General features: G+C 69.9%; 25 protein-coding genes. 13 read left to right on the forward strand and 12 right to left on the reverse strand.

What is annotated here, in order from left to right; all coding sequences use genetic code 11:
- Positions 1–108 precede the first annotated feature (108 nt).
- Both A4X17_RS14785 and rmuC read left to right on the forward strand, forming a co-directional pair.
- Positions 109–690, forward strand: coding sequence for an exonuclease domain-containing protein (locus A4X17_RS14785; protein ID WP_064296572.1), 582 nt, complete (start codon positions 109–111; stop codon positions 688–690).
- 58 nt (positions 691–748) lie between these two features.
- A complete protein-coding gene (gene rmuC / locus A4X17_RS14790) occupies positions 749–2,128 on the forward strand; it encodes a DNA recombination protein RmuC (protein ID WP_082916203.1) in 1,380 nt (459 codons plus the stop codon).
- Positions 2,129–2,207: 79 nt separating this feature from the next.
- On the opposite strand, the gene glpX is transcribed toward rmuC, so the two are convergent.
- The gene (glpX, locus tag A4X17_RS14795; protein ID WP_064296437.1) at positions 2,208–3,206 is read right to left on the reverse strand and encodes a class II fructose-bisphosphatase; all 999 of its coding nucleotides are present in this window, start codon (positions 3,204–3,206) and stop codon (positions 2,208–2,210) included.
- A gap of 50 nt (positions 3,207–3,256) precedes the next feature.
- The gene (locus tag A4X17_RS14800; RefSeq protein ID WP_064296438.1) at positions 3,257–4,252 is read right to left on the reverse strand and encodes a fructose-bisphosphatase class II; all 996 of its coding nucleotides are present in this window, start codon (positions 4,250–4,252) and stop codon (positions 3,257–3,259) included.
- A gap of 76 nt (positions 4,253–4,328) precedes the next feature.
- Between A4X17_RS14800 and fbaA the strand changes: the two genes are divergently transcribed.
- The gene (gene fbaA / locus A4X17_RS14805; protein ID WP_064296439.1) at positions 4,329–5,354 is read left to right on the forward strand and encodes a class II fructose-bisphosphate aldolase; all 1,026 of its coding nucleotides are present in this window, start codon (positions 4,329–4,331) and stop codon (positions 5,352–5,354) included.
- Between the two features lie 62 nt (positions 5,355–5,416).
- Here fbaA and A4X17_RS14810 read toward each other — a convergent pair whose 3' ends face one another.
- Positions 5,417–6,025 (reverse strand): DUF6264 family protein, encoded by a 609-nt coding sequence (locus tag A4X17_RS14810; protein ID WP_064296440.1) that lies wholly within the window; start codon positions 6,023–6,025, stop codon positions 5,417–5,419.
- Positions 6,022–7,053, reverse strand: coding sequence for a 4-hydroxy-3-methylbut-2-enyl diphosphate reductase (locus A4X17_RS14815; protein ID WP_064296574.1), 1,032 nt, complete (start codon positions 7,051–7,053; stop codon positions 6,022–6,024). The genes A4X17_RS14810 and A4X17_RS14815 overlap by 4 nt, the downstream gene beginning before the upstream one ends.
- 135 nt (positions 7,054–7,188) lie before the next feature.
- Here A4X17_RS14815 and xseA point away from each other — a divergent pair, with 135 nt between their 5' ends.
- The 5 genes from xseA (at position 7,189) to A4X17_RS14840 (ending at position 11,495) form a co-directional block, all read left to right on the forward strand.
- Positions 7,189–8,448 (forward strand): exodeoxyribonuclease VII large subunit, encoded by a 1,260-nt coding sequence (xseA, locus tag A4X17_RS14820; RefSeq protein ID WP_064296441.1) that lies wholly within the window; start codon positions 7,189–7,191, stop codon positions 8,446–8,448.
- Between the two features lie 9 nt (positions 8,449–8,457).
- Positions 8,458–8,694, forward strand: a complete 237-nt coding sequence (locus tag A4X17_RS14825; protein ID WP_064296575.1) for an exodeoxyribonuclease VII small subunit — start codon at positions 8,458–8,460, stop codon at positions 8,692–8,694.
- Positions 8,691–9,386 (forward strand): DUF4245 domain-containing protein, encoded by a 696-nt coding sequence (locus A4X17_RS14830; RefSeq protein WP_197479100.1) that lies wholly within the window; start codon positions 8,691–8,693, stop codon positions 9,384–9,386. The genes A4X17_RS14825 and A4X17_RS14830 overlap by 4 nt, the downstream gene beginning before the upstream one ends.
- On the forward strand, positions 9,383–10,024 hold the full coding sequence (locus A4X17_RS14835; protein ID WP_064296442.1) for a carbonic anhydrase: 642 nt from the start codon (positions 9,383–9,385) through the stop codon (positions 10,022–10,024). The genes A4X17_RS14830 and A4X17_RS14835 overlap by 4 nt, the downstream gene beginning before the upstream one ends.
- A 67-nt stretch (positions 10,025–10,091) precedes the next feature.
- On the forward strand, positions 10,092–11,495 hold the full coding sequence (locus A4X17_RS14840) for an aspartate ammonia-lyase (RefSeq protein ID WP_079002052.1): 1,404 nt from the start codon (positions 10,092–10,094) through the stop codon (positions 11,493–11,495).
- Positions 11,496–11,573: 78 nt separating this feature from the next.
- On the opposite strand, the gene A4X17_RS14845 is transcribed toward A4X17_RS14840, so the two are convergent.
- The 4 genes from A4X17_RS14845 to A4X17_RS14860 form a co-directional block, all read right to left on the reverse strand.
- Positions 11,574–12,155, reverse strand: coding sequence for an A24 family peptidase (locus tag A4X17_RS14845; RefSeq protein WP_064296444.1), 582 nt, complete (start codon positions 12,153–12,155; stop codon positions 11,574–11,576).
- 100 nt (positions 12,156–12,255) lie between these two features.
- Positions 12,256–13,680, reverse strand: coding sequence for a PhoH family protein (locus A4X17_RS14850; protein ID WP_082916204.1), 1,425 nt, complete (start codon positions 13,678–13,680; stop codon positions 12,256–12,258).
- 202 nt (positions 13,681–13,882) lie between these two features.
- Positions 13,883–15,049, reverse strand: coding sequence for an aminotransferase class V-fold PLP-dependent enzyme (locus A4X17_RS14855; protein WP_064296446.1), 1,167 nt, complete (start codon positions 15,047–15,049; stop codon positions 13,883–13,885).
- Positions 15,046–15,828: an isoprenyl transferase gene (locus tag A4X17_RS14860; protein WP_064296447.1), complete on the reverse strand. Its 783-nt coding sequence runs from the start codon at positions 15,826–15,828 to the stop codon at positions 15,046–15,048. The genes A4X17_RS14855 and A4X17_RS14860 overlap by 4 nt, the downstream gene beginning before the upstream one ends.
- Positions 15,829–15,901: 73 nt before the next feature.
- Here A4X17_RS14860 and A4X17_RS14865 point away from each other — a divergent pair, with 73 nt between their 5' ends.
- Entirely contained in the window at positions 15,902–16,618 is a 717-nt protein-coding gene (locus A4X17_RS14865; protein WP_064296448.1) for a hemolysin III family protein, read from the forward strand.
- 43 nt (positions 16,619–16,661) lie between these two features.
- On the opposite strand, the gene A4X17_RS14870 is transcribed toward A4X17_RS14865, so the two are convergent.
- Together A4X17_RS14870 and mca are read right to left on the reverse strand one after the other, a co-directional pair.
- The gene (locus A4X17_RS14870; RefSeq protein WP_079002042.1) at positions 16,662–16,985 is read right to left on the reverse strand and encodes a hypothetical protein; all 324 of its coding nucleotides are present in this window, start codon (positions 16,983–16,985) and stop codon (positions 16,662–16,664) included.
- Positions 16,982–17,857, reverse strand: a complete 876-nt coding sequence (mca, locus tag A4X17_RS14875) for a mycothiol conjugate amidase Mca (RefSeq protein WP_064296449.1) — start codon at positions 17,855–17,857, stop codon at positions 16,982–16,984. The genes A4X17_RS14870 and mca overlap by 4 nt, the downstream gene beginning before the upstream one ends.
- A gap of 168 nt (positions 17,858–18,025) precedes the next feature.
- On the opposite strand from mca, the gene A4X17_RS19540 reads away from it, so the two are divergent.
- A complete protein-coding gene (locus A4X17_RS19540; protein WP_158596544.1) occupies positions 18,026–18,460 on the forward strand; it encodes a DUF4307 domain-containing protein in 435 nt (144 codons plus the stop codon).
- Between the two features lie 156 nt (positions 18,461–18,616).
- Positions 18,617–19,108, forward strand: a complete 492-nt coding sequence (gene greA, locus A4X17_RS14885; protein WP_231884407.1) for a transcription elongation factor GreA — start codon at positions 18,617–18,619, stop codon at positions 19,106–19,108.
- Positions 19,109–19,194: 86 nt separating this feature from the next.
- Here the strand turns inward: greA and ilvA are convergent, their stop codons facing one another.
- Together ilvA and A4X17_RS14895 are read right to left on the reverse strand one after the other, a co-directional pair.
- Entirely contained in the window at positions 19,195–20,451 is a 1,257-nt protein-coding gene (ilvA, locus tag A4X17_RS14890; RefSeq protein WP_064296452.1) for a threonine ammonia-lyase, read from the reverse strand.
- The gene (locus A4X17_RS14895; RefSeq protein ID WP_064296453.1) at positions 20,448–21,770 is read right to left on the reverse strand and encodes an AI-2E family transporter; all 1,323 of its coding nucleotides are present in this window, start codon (positions 21,768–21,770) and stop codon (positions 20,448–20,450) included. Before A4X17_RS14895 ends, ilvA begins: the two co-directional genes overlap by 4 nt.
- A 109-nt stretch (positions 21,771–21,879) precedes the next feature.
- Between A4X17_RS14895 and A4X17_RS14900 the strand changes: the two genes are divergently transcribed.
- Positions 21,880–23,214, forward strand: coding sequence for a winged helix-turn-helix domain-containing protein (locus tag A4X17_RS14900; protein WP_064296454.1), 1,335 nt, complete (start codon positions 21,880–21,882; stop codon positions 23,212–23,214).
- A gap of 44 nt (positions 23,215–23,258) precedes the next feature.
- Positions 23,259–24,776 (forward strand): hypothetical protein, encoded by a 1,518-nt coding sequence (locus A4X17_RS14905; protein ID WP_064296455.1) that lies wholly within the window; start codon positions 23,259–23,261, stop codon positions 24,774–24,776.
- Positions 24,777–24,783: the final 7 nt, after the last annotated feature.

The following is a 24,783-nucleotide window of genomic DNA, read 5'->3' on the forward strand; positions in this document are numbered from 1 at the left end:
CGTCCCCGTGGGTCGCGCCTCCGCTCCGGGCACGGATCGGCACGGTCGATCGAGCGGCGTGCGGCGTGCCACCCGGGCGGTGTCGGACGCTGGTGCGAGGGTGAGGACGTGCCACTGGATTTCACCGCCATCGACTTCGAGACCGCGAACTCGTCATCTGCCTCCGCCTGCAGCGTGGGCCTCGTCAGGGTCCGAGACGGCATCGTCGTCGACCGCGCGGGCTGGCTCATCCAGCCCCCTGCCGGACACGACGCGTTCCTCGAGTGGAACACGCGCATCCACGGGATCGTCGCGACCGACGTCCTCGGTGCGCCCGGTTGGGCGGACCAGCTCGACACGCTCCTCGACTTCGCCCAGGGTGACGCGCTCGTCGCACACAACGCCGGCTTCGACATGGGCGTCATCCGCGGTGGCTGCGCAGCCACCGGCCTCGACTGCCCCGACCTCAGCTATCTGTGCAGTCTCAACGTCGCACGCAAGACGTATCAGCTCGACTCCTACCGGCTCCCGGTGGCCGCTCTCGCCGCCGGGTTCGACGACTTCCAGCACCACGACGCCACCGGCGACGCCGAGGCCTCCGCGCACATCATCATCCACGCGGCCGCCCGCCACGGCGCCTCCTCGATCGCCGAACTCGCGCAGCTCACGAGCGTGAAGATCGGCCGGATCGGGACGGCCGTCGCCGCCTGAGCCCGCGGTCGCCGCGCGGCCTCCGACCGATGTCGGCGGCCCGCGACACACTGAGGGCATGGACAGCGCACTCGCCCTCGGGATCGGCCTCCTCATCGGACTCGTCATCGGCGCAGCCGTGGCGGTCCTCCTGCTGCAGCGGCGCACCGGCGCGGGTTCGGTCGACCCCGCGCTGCTCGAGGCCAGGCACACCGCCCAGCTCGCCGACCTCCGTGGCCAGCAGGCGCAGCTCCTCGCCGACGCCTCCGCGAAGGAGGCGGAACTCCGCGCCGCACTGCGCGCCGAACTCGCCGCCCTCGACGCCACAGCCGACGGTCTCGGGCGTGAGCTGAACGCCCAGCGCGAGCAGTACCGCGAGCTCGCCGAACGCCACCGCGCCGACGCCGAACGACGATCGCGCCAGGAACACGAGGAGAGCCAGGTCCTGCAGGCACTCGCGCCCGTGCAGCACAGCCTCGAACACATGCACGCGAAGGTCGCGGAACTCGAGCAGCAGCGCAGCCGACAGCACGGCGAACTCGCACAACAACTGAAGACGGCTTCGGAGTCCGAGGAACGCCTGCGGTCCACGACGGAGTCGCTCGCCTCGGCGCTCCGGAACAACGCGACCCGCGGCGTCTGGGGTGAGACCCAGCTCCGCAACGTCGTGGAAGCCGCGGGCCTCACGCAACGCGTCGACTTCGACCTGCAGTCGAGCATCACCTCCGACAACGGCGTCGGCCGACCCGACATGGTCGTGCGGCTCCCCGGCGGCAAGTCGATCGCGGTCGACGCGAAGGTGCCGTTCGCGCAGTACCTCGAAGCCAGCACCATCCCCGTCACCGCGACGGGCGAGGAGGCCGCGCGACGCACCGCCCTCCTCGCGCAGCACGTGAAAGCCGTGCGGTCGCACGTCGACGCCCTCGCGGCGAAGGGGTACTGGCGCGGCCTCGAGTCGAGCCCGGAGTTCGTCATCTGCTTCATCCCGAGCGAGTCGCTCCTCGCCGCAGCGCTCGAGGCCGACGCGAGCCTGCTCGACTACGCCTTCGGCAAACGGGTCGCCCTCGCCTCCCCCGTCAACCTGTGGGCGGTCCTCAAGACGGTCGCGTTCACCTGGCAGCAGGACGTCCTCACCGAGGACGCGAAGCGACTGTTCGACCTCGGCAAGGAGCTCTACCAGCGGCTCTCGACGCTGTCGGACCACGCCGACCGCCTGCGCCGGTCGATCGAGAGCACGGTCACCAACTACAACCAGTTCGCCTCGTCGTTCGAGACCCGCGTGCTCGTCACGGCGCGCAAGCTCGACGCCCTCGACGAGGCGACGGTCATCGGTCAGGTGAGCCAGAGCGACGCCTCACCGAAGCGCCTCACCGCACCGGAGGCGCAGCCCTCGCCGGAGCCGTCCGATGCCGAGCCGAGCGAGCTCGAGGCCCGGCTCGCGCACCGGCTCCAGGACTGACCGGCACGAACGCCGCACGACGAAGCGCCCGGCACCACCGTGAGGTGGAACCGGGCGCTTCGCGCTGCTGGAGGAGCGGCTACAGCCACTTCGCAGCGAGGTGGTCCGCCTCGACACGACGGATGGTGCCGGAACGCGACCGCAGCACGAGGCTCTCGGTGCGGATGATCGGACCCTTGCGCTGCACACCGTCGACGAGTTCACCGTGGGTGACGCCCGTCGCGACGAAGTACGTGTTGTCGCCGCGGACGAGGTCGTTCGCGCCGAGGACACGGTCGAGGTCGTGACCGGCCGCGAGCGCTCGCTCACGTTCGGCGTCGTCCTTCGGCATGAGCTTGCCCTGGATGAGGCCACCGAGCGCCTTCACCGCACACGCGGTGATGATGCCCTCGGGCGTGCCGCCGATGCCGACGCACATGTCGATCCGTGAGTCGTAGCGCGCGGCGTTGATGCCACCCGCGACGTCGCCGTCGAGCAGCAGCCGCGTCCCGGCACCGGCCGCGCGGATCTCCTCGATGAGCTGCGCGTGGCGCGGTCGGTCGAGGACGGCGACGCGGATGTCCTCGGGCTGCTTGCCCTTGGCCTTCGCGAGCTCGCGGATGTTGTCGCCGATGGACTGGCTGATGTCGACGACACCGATGCCGTCGGCGCCGGTGACGATCTTGTCCATGTAGAACACCGCGGACGGGTCGAACATGCTGCCACGGTCGGACACGGCGATGACGGAGAGGGCGTTCTGGCGGCCGGCGGCGGTGAGGCTCGTGCCGTCGATCGGGTCGACCGCGATGTCGCAGGACGGGCCGCGGCCGTTGCCGACGTGCTCGCCGTTGAAGAGCATGGGCGCTTCGTCCTTCTCGCCCTCGCCGATGACGACCACGCCGTCGAAGTTGACGGTGCCGAGGAAGGCGCGCATGGCGTCGACCGCCGCACCGTCGGCGGCGTTCTTGTCGCCTCGCCCGATGAACGGCGCCGCCCGGATCGCGGCGGCCTCCGTCGCTCTCACGAGCTCCATGGCGAGGTTGCGGTCGGGCTGCAGATAGTGGGAGCCGGTTTCAGGCTGGGTCACTGGATCCTCCATGGATCGCTCGCCTCGTGGGACACGACGCTTCGGTGGATGAGGGTTTCAGCCTATCGAACCGGGCGGGGAAGGCCGGTGGGCGTGTCTCGATCGAGGCGCTTCCGTGACCTCGTCAGCGGGCTCCCGGGACCGACGACGACGGACTCGACCGTGACACCGCCGTCCCCTTCGACCCGGACTCCGGCGAGTTCGGCTCCGGCGGCGAGCGCGGTCGATGTGACAGCACTGAGCAGCAGCCAGGCGTCGTCGCGGCAGAGTTCGTCGAGTGGGACCTCGCGGTCGAGATCGGTCCCTGCCTCGATAAGCCGCGCCCGTTCCTCCGGCGACTGCGGTGCGAAGCGCGCCGTCATCCAGCCACCGAGGGCCCGGACCGCGGCAGCCGTGAGGATGCCCTCCGGGGCCCCGCCCACGCCGAGGAGCAGATCGAGGTCGCCGTCGGTGGCCGCGGCACGCAGGGACAGGGCGACGTCGCCGTCCATGAAGCTCACGAGCTCCGCACCGGCGGCGGTCACGGCCTGGGCCGTCGCCGCGTTCCGGGGGCGGTCCTGGACCGCGACCCGGAGCTGCTCGACCGGCCGCCCCACACGCGCGGCGAGCCGGTCGAGGGTCACCGCGATCGGATCGCCGAGCGACAGCTCGCGTCCCCCACCGGCCGCGACGAGCTTCTCGAGGTAGTACGCCGGGCCGATGTCGAACATCGCACCGCGCGGGGCGATGGCGATCACGGCGACGGAGTCCGGCTTGCCGGCGGCCGCGAGCTTGGTGCCGTCCACGGGGTCGACGGCGAGGTCGATCGCCGTCCCCGCACCCGTGCCGAAGCGTTCGCCCACGAAGAGCATGGGCGCCTGGTCCTTCTCGCCCTCCCCCACGACGACGCGCCCGTCGACCGGGAGCGATTCGAGCGCCCGGCGGAGCGCGTCGACGGCGACCCCGTCGATGCGCATGCCGTCGCCGCCACCCACGAGACCGGCGACGGCGGCAGCGGCGGCCCGCGTGGCGTCGAGGAAGCCGTCGAGGAGGTCGGTGTCCGGAGTGCGCTCGATCATGTCCCCATCGTGCCGTATGCCTCGGAGCCCGAGTCACTAGACTTCAAGGCGAATCGTCCCCACGCAAGGAGAAGACATGCCCGTCGCCACCCCGGAACAGTACGCAGCGATGCTCGACAAGGCGAAGTCGAACGGGTTCGCGTACCCGGCGTTCAACGTCTCGAGCAGCCAGACCATCAACTCCGTCCTCCAGGGCCTCACCGAGGCCGGTTCCGACGGCATCATCCAGGTCACCACGGGCGGCGCCGACTACTTCGCCGGCCACACCGTGAAGAACCGCGCCGCCGGCGCGATCGCCTTTGCGAAGTTCGCCACCGAGGTCGCCAAGAACTACCCCGTCACCGTCGCGCTCCACACCGACCACTGCCCGAAGGACGCGCTCGACGGCTTCGTCATGCCGCTCATCGCCGCCTCCGAAGAAGAGGTCAAGGCCGGTCGCAACCCGATCTTCCAGTCCCACATGTGGGACGGCTCGGCGGTCCCGCTCACGGAGAACCTCGAGATCGCGACCGAGATGCTGAAGCGCACCAAGGCCATCAACGCCATCCTCGAGGTCGAGATCGGCGTCGTCGGCGGCGAAGAGGACGGCGTCAGCCACGACATCAACGAGCACCTGTACACCACCCTCGACGACGCCATCGCGACCGTCGAGGCGCTCGGCCTCGGCGAGCAGGGTCGCTACATGGCCGCCCTCACCTTCGGCAACGTGCACGGCGTCTACAAGCCCGGTAACGTCAAGCTCCAGCCCGAGCTGCTGAAGACCATCCAGGACGGCCTCACCGCCAAGTACGGCCACGGCCCCAAGCCGCTCGACCTCGTGTTCCACGGCGGGTCGGGTTCCACCGACGCCGAGATCGCCGAGGCCGTCGCGAACGGTGTCGTCAAGATGAACATCGACACCGACACGCAGTACGCGTTCACCCGCTCGATCGCCGGCTACATGCTCTCGAACTACGAGGGCGTGCTGAAGCTCGACGGTGAGGTCGGCAACAAGAAGCTCTACGACCCCCGCGCCTGGGGCAAGGTCGCCGAGTCGGCGATGGCCGCTCGCGTCGTGGAGTCGACGAAGCAGCTCGGCTCGTACGGCACCAGCACCTCCTAGTCACCTGCACGAACAGAACGGGCCCGGCATCGCTGCCGGGCCCGTTCTTCGTGTGTGGATGACTACGGCTGCTGCGAGCGGACGTACTCCATGAAGGCCGGGTCGGCGCCCATGGCCACGGCGAGACAGATCACCACGACCAGGTTCGCCGCGACACCGGCGACGAGCGGGATCCAGAAGGTCAGTCGACCCGCGCGGAGCGACCGGCTCGACAGGATGATGGCGCCCACCCACAGGGCGATCTGGAGACCGAGCGCCAGGATGCCCATGGCGCTCGCGAGACCGTCCGAGGAGTACCCCGAGACACCCATCTGCACGAGTGCGGGGCGGATCAGGCCGGGGAGGTCGAGCAGGCCCGGCATGGTCACGATCAGGCCGACGAGGCCGAGTCCGAGCAGGATCGACGTCGCGATCCGGTCTCCGGCGACGGGTCGTCTGGCGGCCACGGTCGGAGCGCCCGGCTGCATCACCCCAGGCTCATGCGCCTGCTCGCGCGTCTGCTCGCGGAGGGTGGGCTCCTGCTGCTGCCGTGGCTGCCGTTCGACGGGGACGACCGGCGCGATGCCGAGCTCCTCCGCCCGCTGCTCGTCGATGGGCTCGGCGATCCGGGCACGCTGCTCCTCGGGGGACGCGTACTCACCGAACTGCGGACGGGGGCGGGATTCGCTCATGGTCGACGCCCTCCCAGGGCGCGCGGATCGGTCGTGCCGGCAAGGTCTTTGCGCAGCTCCTTCGGCAGGGAGAACATGAGGTCCTCCTCGGCCGTCTTGACTTCCTGCACCGCGCCGTAGCCGGCACCGGAGAGCTCTTCGAGGACCTCGTCGACGAGGACCTCCGGCACGGAGGCGCCGCTCGTGACACCGACGGTGACGACGCCGTCGAGCCAGGCCTGCTGGATCTCGTTCGCGTAGTCGACGCGGTAGGCGGCCTTCGCGCCGTACTCGAGCGCGACCTCCACGAGGCGCACCGAGTTCGAGGAGTTCGCCGACCCGACCACGATCACGAGGTCGGCGTCCTGGGCTACTTTCTTGATGGCCACCTGACGGTTCTGGGTCGCGTAGCAGATGTCGTCGCTCGGCGGATCCTGGAGCTTCGGGAACCGCTCGCGCAGGCGTCGGACCGTCTCCATGGTCTCGTCCACCGACAGCGTGGTCTGCGAGAGCCACACGACCTTGTCGGGGTCGGCGACGACGAGGTCGTCGACGGCTTCCGGGCTCGTCACGAGCGTGACGTGGTCGGGCGCTTCACCGGCCGTGCCCTCGACCTCCTCGTGCCCCTCGTGTCCGATGAGCAGGATCTCGTAGTCGTCGCGGGCGAAGCGCACGGCCTCGCGGTGGACCTTCGTGACGAGCGGGCAGGTGGCGTCGATCGCGAGCAGCCCGCGGTCGGCGGCGGCATCGACCACGGCGGGCGAAACGCCATGCGCACTGAAGACGATGTGCGCGCCGGACGGCACCTCGTCGACCTCTTCCACGAACACGGCGCCCTGGGCCTCGAGCTGATCGACGACGTGCACGTTGTGGACGATCTGCTTCCGGACGTACACCGGCGCGCCGTAGTGCTCGAGCGCCTTCTCGACGGCGACGACCGCGCGGTCCACGCCGGCGCAGTAACCGCGCGGGGCTGCCAGCAGGACGCGCTTCTCCCCGGCGACGGGGAGGTCTGCGAGGCGTCCGGCGATACGTCGGAGCCTCGGCATGCCGAGGCCGATGGCTGGGGCGTCGCGGAGATCGGTCACGTGTGGATTCTACGCGGCAGCGCTCGGGAGTCGGCCGTGAACGACCGGGTGGTCCGCGACCGGCGCGCCGTCGGTGCTCGCGGCTAGGCTTGAGGGATGAGCGATGCACCGGCCACCATGGAAGCCCCCTGGCCGGTCGCGCTCCTCGGCACGAAGCTCCGCGACTACATCGACCGCCTCGGCACGGTCTGGGTCGAGGGCGAGATCACGCAGTGGGGCGCCTCGGGCGGCAACGTCTACGGCAAGCTCAAAGACCTCGAGATCGATGCGACGGTCGGGTTCACCATCTGGTCGTCCGTCCGCGCGAAGATCCCCGCCGACCTCAAACAGGGCGACCACGTGGTCGCGTTGGTCAAGCCGAACTACTGGCTCAAGGGCGGCACGCTCACCATGCAGGTCATGGCGATGAAGCACGTCGGCATCGGCGACCTCCTCGAGCGACTCGAGCGACTCCGTCGGCAGCTCGCCGAGGAGGGGCTCTTCGACGCGTCGCGCAAGCGGCCGCTCCCGTTCCTCCCGCAGTGCATCGGGCTGGTCACCGGCAAGGACTCCGACGCCGAGAAGGACGTCCTGCGCAACGCGGAACTGCGCTGGCCCTCGGTCCGGTTCCGTGTCGTCCACGCCGCCGTCCAGGGCGACCGCACCCCCGGCGACGTCGTGAGCGCTCTGCAGACGCTCGACGCCGACCCCGAGGTCGACGTCATCATCGTCGCGCGCGGCGGTGGCGACTTCCAGAACCTCCTCGGGTTCAGCGACGAACGCGTGGTCCGTGCCGCGGCCGCCTGCACCACACCCCTCGTGAGCGCCATCGGCCACGAGGCGGACCGCCCGTTGCTCGACGACGTCGCCGACCTCCGTGCCTCCACACCGACCGATGCCGCCAAGCGGGTCGTCCCCGACGTCGCGGAGGAGTTCGCTCGCGTGCAGCAGGCCCGCGTCCGGTTGTCCTCCCGGGTGACCTCGTTGCTCGGTCACGAGATCGACCGACTCGCGACGCTTCGCACCCGTCCCGCGCTCGCCGACCCGTCCTGGATCGTCGACTCGCGGGCGGACGAGCTGACCCGAACGGTCGCCAGGGGCGCCGAGCTCATCGACCGCGCCGTCGAGCGCTCCCAGCGCGAGGTGACGGAACTCCGCGCACACCTCCGCGCCCTGTCGCCGCAGCGCACGCTCGACCGCGGCTACGCCATCGTCCAACGAGCGGACCCGGAGGCCGGCGTCCCGGGTGGCGCGGTCATCCGTGCCGAGGGCGACGCGCCCGCCGGGACGGAGCTCCTGGTCACCCTCGCCTCCGGCGCGATCGGCGCCTCCAGTACCGGCCCGGCCACGGCTGCCGCCCGGACCGACGACGAATAGGATAGAAGCATGCCAACCCCCTCCGATGTCCAGGAGCTCAGCTATGAGCAGGCACGCGACGAGCTCGTGCGTGTCGTGTCCGAGCTGGAGCAGGGCTCGGCGTCGCTCGAGGACTCCCTCCGCCTCTGGGAGCGCGGCGAACAGCTCGCCCAGCGCTGCGAGGAGTGGCTGATCGGCGCGAAGGCACGGCTCGACGCGGCACGCGCCGCCCAGCTCGGATCCGGCACTCCGGACGCATCGCGGTGAAGGACACCAAGCCGCCGCGCGTCGTTGCCGAGCTCGGCCGTCCCGAGACGCCGCAGGAGACCGCCGACCGCAAGGCGGAGAACTCCCGCCTGTACCGCTCGCGCAAGACCGTCAACAACCTCGTCCTGTCGCTCCTGGCCACGGTCGGCCTCGTGGTCGTGATCGTGCTCGCCGTGCCCCGAGGTGAAGCCCCGGAGCGCCCGACCGTCGACTACGCGCAGCTCGCCGGCCAGGCGCAGCCCGACCTCCCCGTCCCGCTCCTCACCCCCGAGCTCGGCGACGACTGGGGCAGCAACTACGCCGACGTCCGCACCGCAGCGTCACCGGTCGCCGGCACACCCGACATCCGCTCCTGGAACGTCGGACTCATCTCCCCCGACGACGAGTTCGTCGGCCTCGTCCAAGGCGTCGACGCCAACGACACCTGGCTCCTCACCGAGCTCGACGAAGCCCGCCCCACCGGAACCGTCACGATCGACGGCGTCGAGTGGGTCGAATACGCGAACGGCAGCGGCTCCGACGACGGCAACGTCGCGTACGCCCTGTCGACCGTCGCCGGTCGGAGCACGATCGCCGTGTTCGGCACGGCGAAGCCCGAGTACGTCCTCGATGTCGCACGTTCCGTGCGCACCGGGGTCACCGCCAACCTCGACGCCCCGTCGGGCGCCCCTGCAGAAACGGACTCAGAATGACCCAGAAGCGCCCCGGTGCCGTCTGGCGCGAGATGCAGCGCGGTAACGCGCGGTTCGTCGCCGGTCAGCCCGCCCACCCCCGCCAGGACGTCGAACGCCGCGCCACGCTCGCGCACTCCCAGGCCCCGGAGGCGGTCATCTTCGGCTGCTCCGACTCCCGCCTCGCGGCCGAGATCATCTTCGACAAAGGGCTCGGCGACCTCTTCGTCGTCCGCAACGCCGGTCAGATCGTCTCCGACTCGGTGCTCGGCACCCTGGAGTACGCCGTCGGTGTCCTGCAGGTCCCGCTCATCCTGGTGCTCGCGCACGACGAGTGCGGCGCCGTCCGCGCGGCCATCGACTCGCAGATCGAGGACGCCACCCCGCTCCCCCCGTACATCGACCAGCTGATCCAGCAGATCGTCCCCGCCGTGAGCGCTGTCGCCGGCCCTGCACCGATCGACGCCGCCTCCGTCGACACCTCCGAGGTCGGACGACGCCACCTCCGCCGCACCGTCATGGAGGTCGTCTCGCGCTCCGAGCTCATCAGCGACGCCGTGGCGGCCGGGACGGTCGCCATCATCGGCGCGAACTACAAGCTCCTCGAGGGCACCGCCGTCGCCGACATCGTGATCGGCGACGTCACCGTCCCCGAATGACCTCCACCCCGCTCACCGACCGGTCGAGCGCAGCACCACCGCAATCGCACGAAGGAGAACGAACAGCGTGGTAGACACCTCAGCAACCGAGTACCGCATCGAACACGACACCATGGGTGAGGTGCGGGTCCCCGCGAACGCCCTCTACGGTGCGCAGACGCAGCGGGCGGTCGAGAACTTCCCGATCTCGGGCAGCGGGCTCGAGTCGGCGCAGATCGCCTCATTGGCCCGGATCAAGAAGTCCGCGGCACTCGCCAACGCCAAGCTCGGCGTCCTCGACCAGGGTGTCGCCGACGCGATCGCCGCAGCGGCCGACGAGGTCATCACCGGCGCGCACGACGCGCAGTTCCCGGTCGACACCTACCAGACCGGCAGCGGCACCTCGTCGAACATGAACATGAACGAGGTTCTGGCGACGCTCGCGAGCGCGCGCCTCGGCAGCCCGGTGCACCCCAACGACCACGTCAACGCCTCGCAGTCCTCCAACGACGTCTTCCCGACCTCGGTGCACATCGCGGTCACGAGCGCCCTCATCGACGACCTCATCCCGGCCCTCGACCACCTGGCCGTCTCGCTGGAGCGCAAGGCCGAGCTGTGGAAGACCGCCGTGAAGCCGGGCCGCACGCACCTCATGGACGCCACGCCGGTCACCCTCGGCCAGGAGTTCGGTGGCTACGCGCGCCAGATGCGTCTCGGCATCGAGCGAGTGCGCACGGCGCTCCCCCGGGTCGCAGAGGTCCCACTCGGCGGAACCGCGACGGGCACCGGCATCAACACGCCGAAGGGCTTCCCCCAGCTCGTCATCGAGCTGCTCGCGCAGGAGACCGAGCTGCCCATCACCGAGGCCCAGGACCACTTCGAGGCCCAGGGCGCACGCGACGGACTCGTCGACGCCTCGGGAGCCCTCCGCGTCATCGCGGTGAGCCTCACCAAGATCTGCAACGACCTCCGCTGGATGGGCTCCGGCCCGAACACCGGTCTCGGCGAGCTGCACATCCCCGACCTCCAGCCGGGATCCTCGATCATGCCCGGCAAGGTGAACCCCGTGATCCCGGAGGCCGTCCTGATGGTCGGCGCACGGGTCGTCGGCAACGACGCGACCATCGCCTGGGCCGGCGCCTCTGGCTCCTTCGAACTCAACGTCGCGATCCCGGTCATGGGCACGGCGCTCCTCGAGAGCATCCGTCTCCTGTCGAACGCGACCCGGGTCCTCGCCGACAAGACCGTCGACGGCCTCGAGGCCAACCTCGACCGCGCTGCGGCACTCGCCGGCTCCTCGCCGTCGATCGTCACCCCGCTGAACAAGATCATCGGCTACGAGTCGGCGGCGAAGATCGCCAAGCACTCCGTCGCCAAGGGCCTCACCGTCCGCGAGGCCGTCGTCGACCTCGGCTTCGTCGAACGCGGCGAGATCACGGAGGAGCAGCTCGACACGGCGCTCGACGTCCTCTCGATGACGCACCCCGGCTGAGTCGACCCGCTCGTCGAACGACCGGACGGAGACGGCCCCGGAACCCTCGCGGTTCCGGGGCCGTCTCCGTCCGTGTGATCACGCCGTGGCGGCGACCGCGCTCCAGCAGCCGAGGAGCAGGAACGGACCGAACGGGATGCGGGTGCGCCAACCGGCGGAGCCACCATGTGAGCGCGCGACAAGCACGACGACCACACCCGCGAGGCCGGCCGAAAAGACCGACACCACCGCGAAGAGGAGGACCGCGGACGTCCCGAAGCAGCCGACAGCGAGGCCGAGCAGCGCGCCGAGCTTCACGTCCCCCATGCCCAGCCCGCCGAAGAGGGCGCATGCGTACAGGACGGCGCCGACCGCGGACCCCATCAGGAGCGGTTCGAGCGGGGCCACCTGACGCACTGCGGCATCGATGGCCGTGAGCGGCACCGCGATGGTGAGCGCCGGCAGCACGAGACGGTTCGGGAGCCGCCGCTCCGCGACGTCGATGCGCACGAGCGGCGGCGTGATGCAGGCGAGCCATACGAGCACGATGACGACCGGACGCAGGTCGGGGCCGAGCCGGGCAACGGCGACGGCTACGAGCAGCAGCGTCGAGCCGGCCATCGCCGCGGTGGCGACACGCGGGCGGAGCCGCCTGCCGGTGGAGGTCGGTCGCGAGGGCATCCCGTCAGGATAGGAGGATCATCGTGCCGGCCTCCGGCGTTCTCCACAGGCGGCCGGAGGCGGCGGAGCGAGCCTCGCTGGCCCGCTCCGCCGACGGCCGCTAGGCCAGCTCGTTCCCTTCGAGCATCTCGGTCACGAGTGCCGCGATGGCCGAGCGCTCCGAGCGCGTCAGCGTGACGTGCGCGAACAGCGGGTGCCCCTTGAGCGTCTCGATCACCGAGGCGACGCCGTCGTGGCGGCCGACGCGCAGGTTGTCGCGCTGGGCGACGTCGTGCGTGAGGACGACCCGCGAGTTCTGCCCGATCCGGCTGAGGACCGTGAGGAGCACGTTGCGTTCGAGCGACTGCGCCTCATCGACGATCACGAAGGCGTCGTGGAGCGAACGGCCTCGGATGTGCGTCAGCGGCAGCACCTCGAGGATGCCCCGCTCCACCACCTCGTCGAGCACGTTCTGCGAGACGACCGCGCCGAGCGTGTCGAAGATCGCCTGTCCCCAGGGGTTCATCTTCTCGCCCTGGTCGCCGGGCAGGTACCCGAGCTCCTGGCCGCCGACCGCGTACAGCGGCCGGAACACCATGATCTTCTTGTGCGCCTGTCGCTCGAGGACGGCCTCCAGACCCGCGCAGAGGGCGAGCGCGGACTTCCCCGTCCCGGCTCGACCTCCCAGCGAGAGGATCCCGATCTCGGGGTCGAGCAGGAGGTCGATCGCGAGCCGCTGCTCGGCCGAGCGTCCGTGCAGACCGAAGACGTCGCGGTCGCCGCGGACGAGCTTGTAGCTGCGCTTGCCCGTGACCCGCCCGAGTGCGGATCCCCGGTCGGAGTGGATCACGAGGCCCGTGTTGATCGGCAGGTCCTCGATGATCGGCGTCGTCCCCTCCTCGCGCTCCCACAGCGTGCTCATGTCCTCGGAGCCGAGGGTGATCTCGGACATGCCCGTCCAGCCGGAGTCGACCGCGAGTTCCGCCCGGTACTCCTCCGCCTGGAGACCGATGGAGGCCGCCTTGACGCGCAGCGGCAGGTCCTTGGACACCACCGTGACCGCCAGTCCGTCGTTCGCCAGGTTCAGCGCGACCGCGAGGATGCGCGAGTCGTTGTCGCCGAGCTGGAGACCGGACGGCAGCGAGGCCATGCTCGAGTGGTTGAGTTCGACCCGCAAGGATCCGCCGTCACCGACCGGGATCGGGAAGTCGAGGCGTTCGTGCTCGATGCGGAGCTCGTCGAGGATGCGGAGTGCTTGACGTGCGAAGTAGCCGATCTCGGGGTCGTTGCGCTTGCCCTCGAGCTCGCTGATGACGACGACCGGGATGACGACGGCGTGCTCGGCGAACCGGAAGAGCGCCTTGGGGTCCGACAGCAGCACGGAGGTGTCGAGCACGTAGGTGATCTCGGCCTGCGCCTGATCTCCCCCGCTCACCGTGTGGTCGGCAGGTCGTCGGCTCGGTCTCGTCGACGCATCCCGCGTCTCGATGCCGGCTGACGTGTTCTGGATTTCTCGCGAGGCCACAACCACTCCCACCCCGAGCATCTGATGCTCGGATCACTGTGCGAAACGGCCGCCTGCAGGGTTTCGAGCCGAACTTGTGTGGCCGTCTCGACCGGGCTCCATGCCCGATGAGATGAACGTACGTCCGGCCACCGACATCGATGCGACGACACGCCCCGTGTCCTGTTACGGGGAGGTGAACAGATGGGGCCGTCTCCTGGACCGCCGGTGGTCGGACGGCGGCTCAGTAGCTCGCGGCCGTCGCGAACGAGAGCAGCGCACCGCGCAGTCGGTCCAGCGTCTGCCGACTGGTACCGGCATGCACGCTGAGCCGCACGGCCCCGGCGCGGATCGTCGCGGTGACGCCGTGGTTCTCGAGCGAGGTCCACAACGTGTCGAGGACGGACTCCTCCGGCTCCAGGACGACGATGCCCGCGCGATCGTGCTCGTCTCGCGAGGAGACCACCGCGACACCGAACTCGTCCGCGAGCTCGATCACCTCGGCCGTGAGCTCGGCGATCGCGGCGTGCACCGTCGCGGTCCCGACGGCGACCGTGTCTTCCAGCGACGCGGCGAACCGCGCCGCCGCGAGCGGGTCGGGCCTGGTGATCGAGTATGCGCGCACGGATCGGCTCGGTGCCGGGGTCGCGCTGAACGGCCAGGCCTCGTCGGTGGCGGTCACGCCCGAGAAGACCGGCTCGAGCCGCTCGACGGCGCGGTCGCTCAGGGCGAGGAATCCGGTGCCCCAGCCTGCGCGCATCCACTTCTGCCCGCCCGAGGCGACCACGTCGGCGACGGCGTAGGGGGCGTCGACCACGCCGAAGCCCTGGATGGCGTCGACGATCAGGAGGCGGCCGCCGATCACCTCGCGGACGGCTTCGAGGTCGCAGACGTATCCGGTGCGGTAGTCGACGAGGCTCACGGCCACGGCGGTGACGGTGTCGTCGAGCTGTTCGCGCACGCTCTCGGCCGTCACGTGTCCGCGTCGCGTCTCAAGCCATCTCGGCGTGAGCACGTGCCGGTGCTCGGCGGCCCGCTCCGCGGCGAGCGGCAGCGTGGGGTATTCCAGGCGGGAGAGCAGGACCGTGCCGCTCAGGCCGAACATCGCGTGCATGAGGCCCTGCGAGGTGTTGGGCTGGGCGACGACCTGGTCGGCGCGGAACCCGGTGAGCGTCCCGACGGCGGTCCGCATCCGTTCGTCTTGCCCGTCGACCGCGCCGAGCGTTCCGGGCGCCGCACTCGCGAGCAGGTCGTTCCAGCGTGCGGCCTCGAGGACGACGGACGCGGCCAACGGACCGACACTGCCGTAGTTGAGATAGCCGTCGACCTCACGGAATCCTGCTTGGAAGGTCTCCAACCGGGACGCCGTCTCCGGCTCGTCCGGCTCCGAGGCGGGCGTGGACCGGCTCATCCGCCGAACCGCCGCTGCCGCCTGGAGAAGTCGCGGAGGGCGCGGAGGAAGTCGACCTCACGGAGGTCGGGCCCGAGCGCCTCGACGAAGTAGAACTCGCTATGGGCGCTCTGCCAGAGCATGAAGTCGCTCATCCGCTGTTCGCCGCTGGTGCGGATGACGAGGTCGGGGTCGGGCTGGCCTCCCGTGTAGAGGTGCTCACCGATGAGGTCGGGGGTGAGCAGCGCCGCGAGGTCTTCCAGGCTCCGACCCTCGAGGTGGTGCTTGGCGACGATCGCGCGCATCGCGTCCACGATCTCGGTGCGACCGCCGTAGCCGACCGCGAGGTTGATGTGCATGCCAGCACGGTCGGCCGTGCGCTCCTCGGCACTCGTCAACGCCGTGCGCAGCGACTCCGGGAGCCCGTCGCTCGAACCGACGTGCTTCACGCGCCAGTCACGGTAGTGCGACAGCCCCTCGGCGAGGTCGGCGATGATGTCGACGAGGTCGTCCAGCTCGTCCGGTGCGCGGTTCACCAGGTTGTCGCTCGACAGCAGGTACAGGGTGACGACGCCGATGCCGAGGTCGTCGCACCAGGTCAGGAACTCGCGCATCTTCGCCGCACCGGCCCGGTGGCCGTGCGCCGCGGTGTCGTACCCGAGCTGCTTGGCCCACCGCCGGTTGCCGTCGATGATCATCGCGACATGGTGCGGCAGCGTCTGCGGAGTGAGCGCCTTCCGGAGGCGCCGTGCGTAGACGCCGTACAGGAAGCCGTCCACCGGTGCGGAATGCCTCGTCATCACCCTGCAACGCTAGTGCAGTTTCCTGCATCGCTCCCAGTACGGGTTCCGTGCCACCCCGTATCCTGGACCCATGACGAGTGGAGATCCCGAGCTGCCGAAGCTGCCGTTGCTCGAGGTCGCCGCCGACGATGCCGCCGCACCGGAGGAGGTCAAACCGACCTGGCGCGGATGGCTGCACGCCGGGATCTTCCCCATCTCGATCGTCGCCGGCATCGTCCTCGTCGTGCTCGCACAGGGTGCGGCCGCGAAGTGGAGTTCGACGGTGTTCGTGCTCACCTCGATGCTGCTCTTCGGGAACTCGGCGCTCTACCACCGGTTCTCCTGGCGACCCTCGGTCAAGCTCCTCCTCAAGCGGATCGACCACGCCAACATCTTCCTGTTGATCGCCGGCACCTACACGCCGCTCGCCGTGCTCGCGCTACCACCGGCGCAGGGCAACCTCCTGCTCGTGCTCGTCTGGGGCGGCGCGCTCCTCGGCATCGGTTTCCGCGTGTTCTGGATCAACGCCCCACGGTGGCTCTACGTCCCGCTCTACCTGGCACTCGGGTGGGGTGCGGTCGCCTACCTCGGCGACATCGCCCGCGGCAACTTCGCCACGATGGTGCTCGTCGCCGCCGGTGGCCTGTTCTACACGGTCGGCGCGGTCATGTACGCGATGAAGCGACCGAACCCCTGGCCGGGGCGGTTCGGGTTCCACGAGCTCTTCCACCTGTGCACGGTGCTCGCGTTCCTCTGCCACTGGACCGGGATCCTGCTGATCGCGATCGCCCCGGTCTACAACCGCTGACGACCCGTGGCCCGGCGCGCGGCGAGGCGTCGCGGTGGTGGTGTCAGCGGGCCGACCGGTCCGACGGCGGGCGAGGGTCGTCTTCGACGCCTGCGGGGGCCGCGTCACCGGTGTCGCTCCCCGCGCGGTCCGCGGCTGCCCGCTCGGCGACCTCGGCTTGGAGCCGCTCGTCGATCTCCGCGCGGTAGTTGACCCGGCGCACGCGACGCACCATGTCGATGACGAGGAAGACGACGATGCCGGCGATGGCGAAGGTGATCACGAAGCCCCACGGTCCCGGCGTCACCTGGTTCTCGTCGAACGCCGGCGAGGGCGACGGCGACGGCGTGACCGCCAACAGGACCTCGGTGAACAGGTGGTGCATCATGCGGTTCCTTCGCTGGTGTCGATGCCGTCGAACAGCTCCGACTCTGGAGTGGTCGACGCGACGTGCGACGTGACCAGTTGGTAGTCCTCGAACGGCCATGCGGCACGGAGGACGTCGTTGGGCCAGAAGAAGAACGGTGAGTCCGGCGGCACCTGGCTGCCGTGCGCCCGGAGCGCGGCGTCGCGAGCCTCGAAGAAGTCGCCGACGGGCACGTGCGTCGTCGCGAGATCGGGCCGGCCGGCCATCCACTCCCGCATCTCGGCCAGTCGCTCGACCGCCGGGTCGTCGGGGTGGTGCTCCAGCAGGTAGGCGTACACGGCCTCGAGCCGGGCGGGGCTGAACGAGCGGTCGTAGTACAGCTTGTCGACGCGCCAGGGGTCGCCCGCTTCGGGATAGCGCGTGGGATCGGCCGCCGCTTCGAACGCGGCGACGCTCACCTCATGGCACCGGATGTGGTCCGGGTGCGGGTAGCCCCCGTTCTCGTCGTAGGTGATGATGACCTGCGGTCGGAAGGAGCGGACGATGCGCACGAGCACACCGGTCGAGACCTCGAGGGGGATGTCGGCGAAGCTCGCGGGTGGGACCGTACCGTCGTCGCGGGCCATCCCGCTGTCCTGATAGCCGAGCCACCGGTGCTCGATGTCGAGGATCTCCTGCGCCGCGGCCATCTCGAGGCGACGGTACCCGGGGAGGTCGCGCTCGATCATCGCGACGTCGGCGAGTCCGGGGTTCTGGAGGTCGCCGCGTTCACCACCCGTGCAACTGACGACCATGACCTCGGCGCCGAGGCTCCGGTAGTGCGCGAGGGTCGCCGCCCCCTTGCTCGACTCGTCGTCGGGGTGCGCGTGCACGGCGAGCAGTCTCATGGTCATGGTGCTCCGCCTTCCGGCTGGTCTGCGCGAGGGGACCGCTTCGCGACTCGTGACGTGACGACGCGGTCGGGACTCCGCATCCAGGAAGAGGCAATACGCTTGAGGTGTCGACCTCGAGGCGTCTCGCACTCCTGGTCCAGCTTAACCGTTCGAACCGGAGCCCGTGACGTGACCTCTCCCTTGCAGGATGCCGGCCCCCAGGACGCCATCGCGGCGCGCTACGGACGCACCCCTGGCAACCGTGCCCGTGACCGCCGCCTGATCTGGCTGGCCGCCGCAGCGTTCGCCGTCGTCTTCATCGCGTGGGTCGTGTGGGCCGGTCTCGACGGCAGTCGGCCGAGCATCGAGTCGCGCAACACGGCGCACGAGATCGTCGACGACACGATGGTCAGCGTGTCCTTCGAGGTCACCGGTCCGCAGGACACCCCCATGGCCTGCTCGGTCCAGGCACTCAACGAGCAGTTCGCGGTCGTCGGATGGAAGGTCGTCGAGCTGCCGCCGTCCGAGCAGCGCACCCGCACCTTCACGGAGAGCGTCCGCACCACGGAGCTCAGCAACACCGGCGTCGTCGACACCTGCTGGGTGGTCGAGCACCGCTCCTGACCAGCGAGGGCGTCGGCGCGCGAGCCACACTCCCGCGCCGATCGTGCGATACTCGAAGACAGTACTTCATACGCCCCGGCATTCCGCCGGGGCGTCTGGCATATGACGGGCGTTTCGGCCGTCATGTGCGGACCCACCATGCAAAGGAGTTCCATCGTGTCCGAGCAGATCCAGGAGACGTTCCTCACCCAGCAGGCCTTCGACCGACTGCAGGCGGAACTCGAACGCCTCAGCACAACGGGCCGCGAGGAGATCGCCAAGCGCATCGAAGCGGCTCGCGAAGAGGGCGACCTCAAGGAGAACGGCGGCTACCACGCCGCGAAGGACGAGCAGGGCAAGCAGGAGGCCCGCATCCGGACGCTCACGCAGATGTTGCGCGACGCCAAGGTGAGCGAGGCACCGCAGTCCACCGGTGTCGTGGAGTCCGGCACCGTCATCACGGCGGTCGTCGCGGGCGGCGAGGAGCGGTTCCTGCTCGGCAGCCGCGAGATCGCGGGCAACACCGACCTCGACGTCTACAGCGAAGGCAGCCCGCTCGGTGCCGCCATCCTCGGTCTGAAGATCGGCGACAAGACCACCTACGAGGCGCCGAACGGCAAGGAGATCACGGTGTCGATCAGCGCGGTGGAGACCTACACCGGTTCCTGATCCGGCAGGTCGCGTCGTTCGCGACCGACCAGACGCAGCAGGGCCCCGCCGACACGGCGGGGCCCTGCTGCGTTCCGGCAGTCGGATCAGTCGTCGACGATCTGCGGGTCGTACCCCGCCTCGCGGAGCGTCTGCACGACGAGGTCGCGGTGGTCGGGACCGCGCGTCTCGATGCTGAGCTCGAGTTCGACGTCGCTGATCTGCAGGCCGTGTCCGTGTCGGGTGTGCAGCACCTCGATGACGTTCGCATTGGCCTGCGCGACGAGCTCCGCCGTCCGTGCGAGCTGGCCCGGCCGGTCGGGCAGTGGGATGCGCAGGGTCAGGTAGCGGTCAGAGGCCGCGAGTCCGTGACTGACGACCCGCTGCAGCAGGAGGGGGTCGATGTTGCCGCCGGAGAGGATGGTGACCGTCGTGCCGGTCGGCTCGATCTTCCCGGCCAGGATCGCCGCGACACCGGCGGCTCCGGCAGGTTCGACGACGAGCTTGGCGCGCTCGAGGAGGACCACGATGGCCCGGGCAAGGTCGTCCTCGCTGACGGTGACGACCTCGTCGACGAGCGCGCTGATCATCTCGAAGTTGAGCTCACCGGGACGGGCCACGGCGATGCCGTCGGCGATGGTCGGCTGCACGGCGATGGTCGTCGGGGTTCCGGCTTCCAGCGACACCGGGTACGCGGCCGCGTTCGCCGCCTGGACGCCGATCACCCGGATGGTGCGTCCTTCGAGGGCCGCGCGCTGCTTCATGACCCCCGCGACACCCGAGATGAGCCCGCCGCCGCCGATCGGCACGATGACCGTCTCGACGTCGGGGACCTCCTCGAGGATCTCGAGACCGAGCGTGCCCTGCCCGGTGATGACGTCCGGGTGGTCGAACGGCGGGATGAGGATGGCACCGGTCTCCGCGGCGAACTCGGCGGCGGCGATCAGCGGTTCCGCCACCGTGTGGCCGCGCAGGATGACGTGCGCACCGTAGTCGCGCGTGGCGGCGAGCTTCGGGAGCGGGACGCCGACGGGCATGAAGATGGTCGCGGTGATGCCGAGCTCGCGGGCGGCGAAGGCGACGCCCTGCGCGTGGTTGCCCGCCGAGGCGGCGACGACGCCGCGCGCCCGCTCCTCGGGGGTGAGGCTCGACATGCGGTTGTACGCGCCGCGGATCTTGTAGGAGCCGGTGCGCTGGAGGTTCTCGCACTTGAGATGCACGGGCACGCCGAGGACGTCGGCGAGGTAGCGGGAACTCTCCATCGGCGTGCGCTGGACGGTGCCGACGAGGGTGTCCCTGGCTCGCTCGAACGCGGCGAGCGACGGGCCGGGGAACACGGGTGTGGTGGTCGTTGTATCGGTCATGGTGTGCGGGGTCCTGGACTTTCTGGGGACGAGGTCTCTCGGAGGTCTTCGCTGGGGTGCTGGGGCTCCTGATCGCCTGGGCGATCCTGCGGCTCGTGGGACGAGCGGGAGCCCGGACGGATTCGCCTGGGGCTCGGGACGGTCTGCCAGATGGCGCCGTCGGTACCCGGTTCCGGCGGCGCACTGCCGCCGGTCCGCCACGTGCCGCTGGCGATGGTGTGGACCATCACGTTGATCACGGCCACCACGGGCACCGCGAACAGGGCGCCGGGGATGCCGGCGACGAGCGTGCCGCCCGCGACGGCGAGGACGACGGCGAGTGGGTGAACCTTGACGGCCGTACCCATGATGAGCGGCTGCAGGACATGCCCCTCGAGCTGCTGGACGAGGAGCACGACACCGAGCATGAGCAGCGCGATGACCGGACCGTTGTAGACGAGCGCGAGGAAGACGGCCACGGCTCCGGTCACGACGGCACCGACGATCGGCACGAACGAGCCGAGGAACACGAGCACGGCGACCGGGATCGCGAGCGGGACGCCGAGGAAGAACGCGCCGAGTCCGATACCGACCGCATCGATCGAGGCCACGAGGATCTGCGTGCGGACGTAGTTGCCGAGCGTCCGCCATCCTGCGCGACCGGCGCTGTCGACGGCGGGGCGTGCCCGCTGCGGGAAGACGCGCACCGTCCAACGCCAGATCGTCCGACCGTCGATGAGCATGAACAGCAGACAGAAGAGCGTCAGGAAGACGCCCGTCGCGACATGGCCGAGCGTCGAACCGATCGACAGGGCGCCTGAGAGCAGGACCTGGCTGTCCTGCTGGAGCGAGTCGAACGCCTGGGCGATGAAGTCGTTGAGCTGCGTCTCGGTCACGTGCAACGGGCTGGCGAGCAGGAAGGCCTTGAAATCGCCGTAGGCGGTCATGGTGCGGGCCTGTACGGAGGCGAACTGCGAAGTGATCTGCGAGATGGCGAGGAAGATCAGTCCGCTCACCACGGAGAGCGTGCCGACCATCGCGAGTGCGATGGCGAGGCCCTTCGGCCAGCGGTGACGCACCAGGACGTCGACGAGAGGCTTCAGCAGCGCGGAGACGAGGACGGCGATGAGGAGCGGGATGACGATGAGGCGGAGCTGCACGACGAGGAAGACGAGCAGCGCGACGACCGCGGCCACCAGCAGGATCCGCCAGGACCATGCTGCGGCCACGCGCATGCCGAGCGGGACGCTGCTCGATCCGCTCAGGTCCGGTTCGCGCACGGGCGAGGCCGCTTCGGGGAGGAAGCGTCCCCACCAGGTCTTCGGAGTGTCGTCCGCCATTGCTCAAGTGTAGGGCTGGCACATGCCGGTGAGCGCATGCGGACACCGGTGGGCGGCGGCGCCTCCGCAGTGCACGGCGGGTGTCCGACGCCGGTGCTAGCGTCGGGCCGTGTCCGCTTCCCTCTCCCCCGCCCTCGCCCGACGGATCGCACTCGGCGCGCAGGGACTCGGCGCCCCGCAGCGCACGACCCCGGCGGGTACCCGCACCCTGCGCTCGACGATCGACCGGCTGGGGCTCCTGCAGATCGACTCCGTCAACGTGTTCGAGCGCAGTCACTACCTGCCGCTGTTCGCGAGGCTCGGCGGGTACGACAAGACACTGCTCGATCGCTTGACGCTCGGAGCCGACGCGCCCTACCTCGAGTACTGGGCGCATGAGGCGGCCTTCATCCCCCGCGACTCGTGGCCGCTGTTCCGGTGGCGGATGGACGCGCACCGCGCGAAGCATGCCGGCGACGAGACCACCTGGGCGAGCCAGAACACGGAGATGTTGGACTGGGTGCGAGCACTCCTCCGCGTCGAGGGGCCACTGAAGGCGAGCGAGATCGAACACGACGCGAACGTCCGACGCGGACCCTGGTGGGGATGGTCCGATGTGAAGCGGGCCTTGGAGGTCCTGTTCCTCTACGGCGAAGTGGTCACTGCCGGTCGCGACCGGTTCGAACGCCGGTACGCACTGGCCGAGCAGGTGCTCCCGCAGCACCTCCTCGACCTCGACGTCGACCGGGTCGATGCGATCCGTGCGCTCGTCGAGCAGGCCGCCGCAGCGCACGGCGTCGCGACCGTCGCCGACCTCGCGGACTACTTCCGGATCAAGCCGCAGACCGCGGTCCGCCGGGCGGTCGGCGAGCTGGTGGACGCCGGTGTCCTCGAACCCGTGACCGTGGCCGGCTGGGAGCGACGCGGCGGGCCGCAGGAGGCATGGTTGCACCGCGACGCCCGACGGCCGCGGCGGATCGAGGGGGCCGCGCTGCTCAGCCCGTTCGACCCGGTCGTCTGGTTCCGCGAGCGTGCCCTCCGCATGTTCGGGCTCCACTACCGGATCGAGATCTACACGCCGGAGCCCAAGCGGGTCTACGGCTACTACGTGCTCCCGGTCCTCATCGACGGCGAGATCGTCGCGCGCGTCGACCTGAAGAGCGACCGCCAGGCCGGGGTCCTGCGGGTCCAGTCCGCCTGGTTCGAGCGTGGACACCAGGATGCCGTCGTCAGGGGGCTGCGTCCCGTCGCCGACGACGCGGTCGCGGGATGCCTCGCGGAGCTCCTCGAGCAGACGGCCCGCTGGCAGGGACTCGACGCGGTGGTCGTCGTCGACCGCGGGACGCTGGCGGCACCGTTGGCGCATGCCGTCGGCACCCGGCTCCTCCCACTCACGCCGGACATGGGCACTAGTCCCCATGCTCAGCCTGCACAATCACTCTCAGGAGATACACAACAACTATAGGATTGGCGGGCACCTTCATGGTCCGAAACGAGGGGAACCCGCCCATGAGCAACGACGACACCACACCACAGCAACCAGGCCCGCCGAACCCGGGCGAGCAGCAGCACCAGCCGTCCCAGGGCGACCAGCAGCCCTCGTACCAGCAGGGTCAGGAGCAGCCCAACCCGTACGAGTCCGGACAGCAGCAGACGCCGAACCCGTACCAGTCGGGCCAGCAGCAGACCCCGAACCCGTACCAGTCGGGCCAGCAGCAGACCCCGAACCCGTACCAGCAGGGTCAGCAGAACCCGTACCAGTCCGGACAGCAGCAGACTCCGAACCAGGCACCCCCGGCTCCCTACGGTCAGCAGACCGGACAGCAGACCGGCGCGCAGAACCCGTACCAGCAGGGCCAGCAGCCCAACGGCCAGTACGCGACGGCGCAGAACCCGTACGCGACCGGCGCTCCGAAGCAGCCGATGGACCCGAAGCAGAAGAAGCGGATCATCCTGTGGTCGTCGATCGCCGGTGGCGCACTCGTGCTCATCGCTGCAGCCGCCATCACCATCGGTGTGCTGAACACCACGGCGTTCGGCCCGCAGGCGAAGGTCGAGGAATACCTCAAGGCCATCGCCGCCGGAGACGCGAAGCTCGCGACGAGCCTCGTCGCGCCGGACCCGTCGATCGTCGGCAGCACCGACGACGAGTCTGCAGAGCCCGAAGCCACGCCGGACCCCTCCGCGTCGGCTGATCCCGACGCCGAAGCGGCAGCCCCCGAACCCGTCAAGCCGACCGCACTGCTCACCAACGAGGTCCTCAAGGGCGCCGACGAGCGCATCAAGAACCCCGAGGTCGGCCGGGTCTACAACCGCAACGGCGAGGCACGCGTGCAGGTCACGTACGAACTCGCCGGCAAGAAGTACGAGGACTCGGTCACGCTCGAGAGCGAAGGCAAGCAGTTCCTGTTCTTCGACCAGTGGAAGCTCGCCAGCTCCCTCGTCGGCAGCATCAACGTCTACACCGGTCTCGGTGGCACGGCGTTCAGCGTCAACGGCGTCAACTTCGACGGCGCGTCCGACGAGAGCCTCTTCGCCTACCCGGCGGTCTACACGATCGCTCCGCCGGAGAGCAAGTTCCTGCAGGGCGACGCGCAGACCGTCACCCTCACGTCGTACACGGCCGGTGAGGGCTCAGCCTTCATCGACATCGACGTGACCGCCACCGAGGCGCTCACGACCGAGGTCACGAAGCAGGTCGTCGCGATGATCGAGAAGTGCCTCGACGTCACCACGCTCGACACCAGCTGCGGCGTCATGCCGGACTGGCAGCAGAAGCAGTTCACGAGTGTCGGCCCGGTGACCTGGACGCTCACCTCTCCCCCGACCGTCGAGGTCGATGAGAGCGGTTCGTACTTCTACACCTCGGACGGCCGCATCGACGGCTCGTTCGACGCCTCCTGGTACGGCAGCGCCGTGGCTGGTCAGCAGGTGTGGGACACGTACCTGAACTTCCCCGGCAAGATCACGATCGACGCCGACGACAAGGTCACGGTGACGTTCGACTCCGACGAGCAGACCGAGTAACGGTTCT

The sequence above is a fragment of the Plantibacter sp. H53 genome, assembly GCF_001650455.1.
GTDB lineage: Bacteria > Actinomycetota > Actinomycetes > Actinomycetales > Microbacteriaceae > Plantibacter > Plantibacter flavus_A.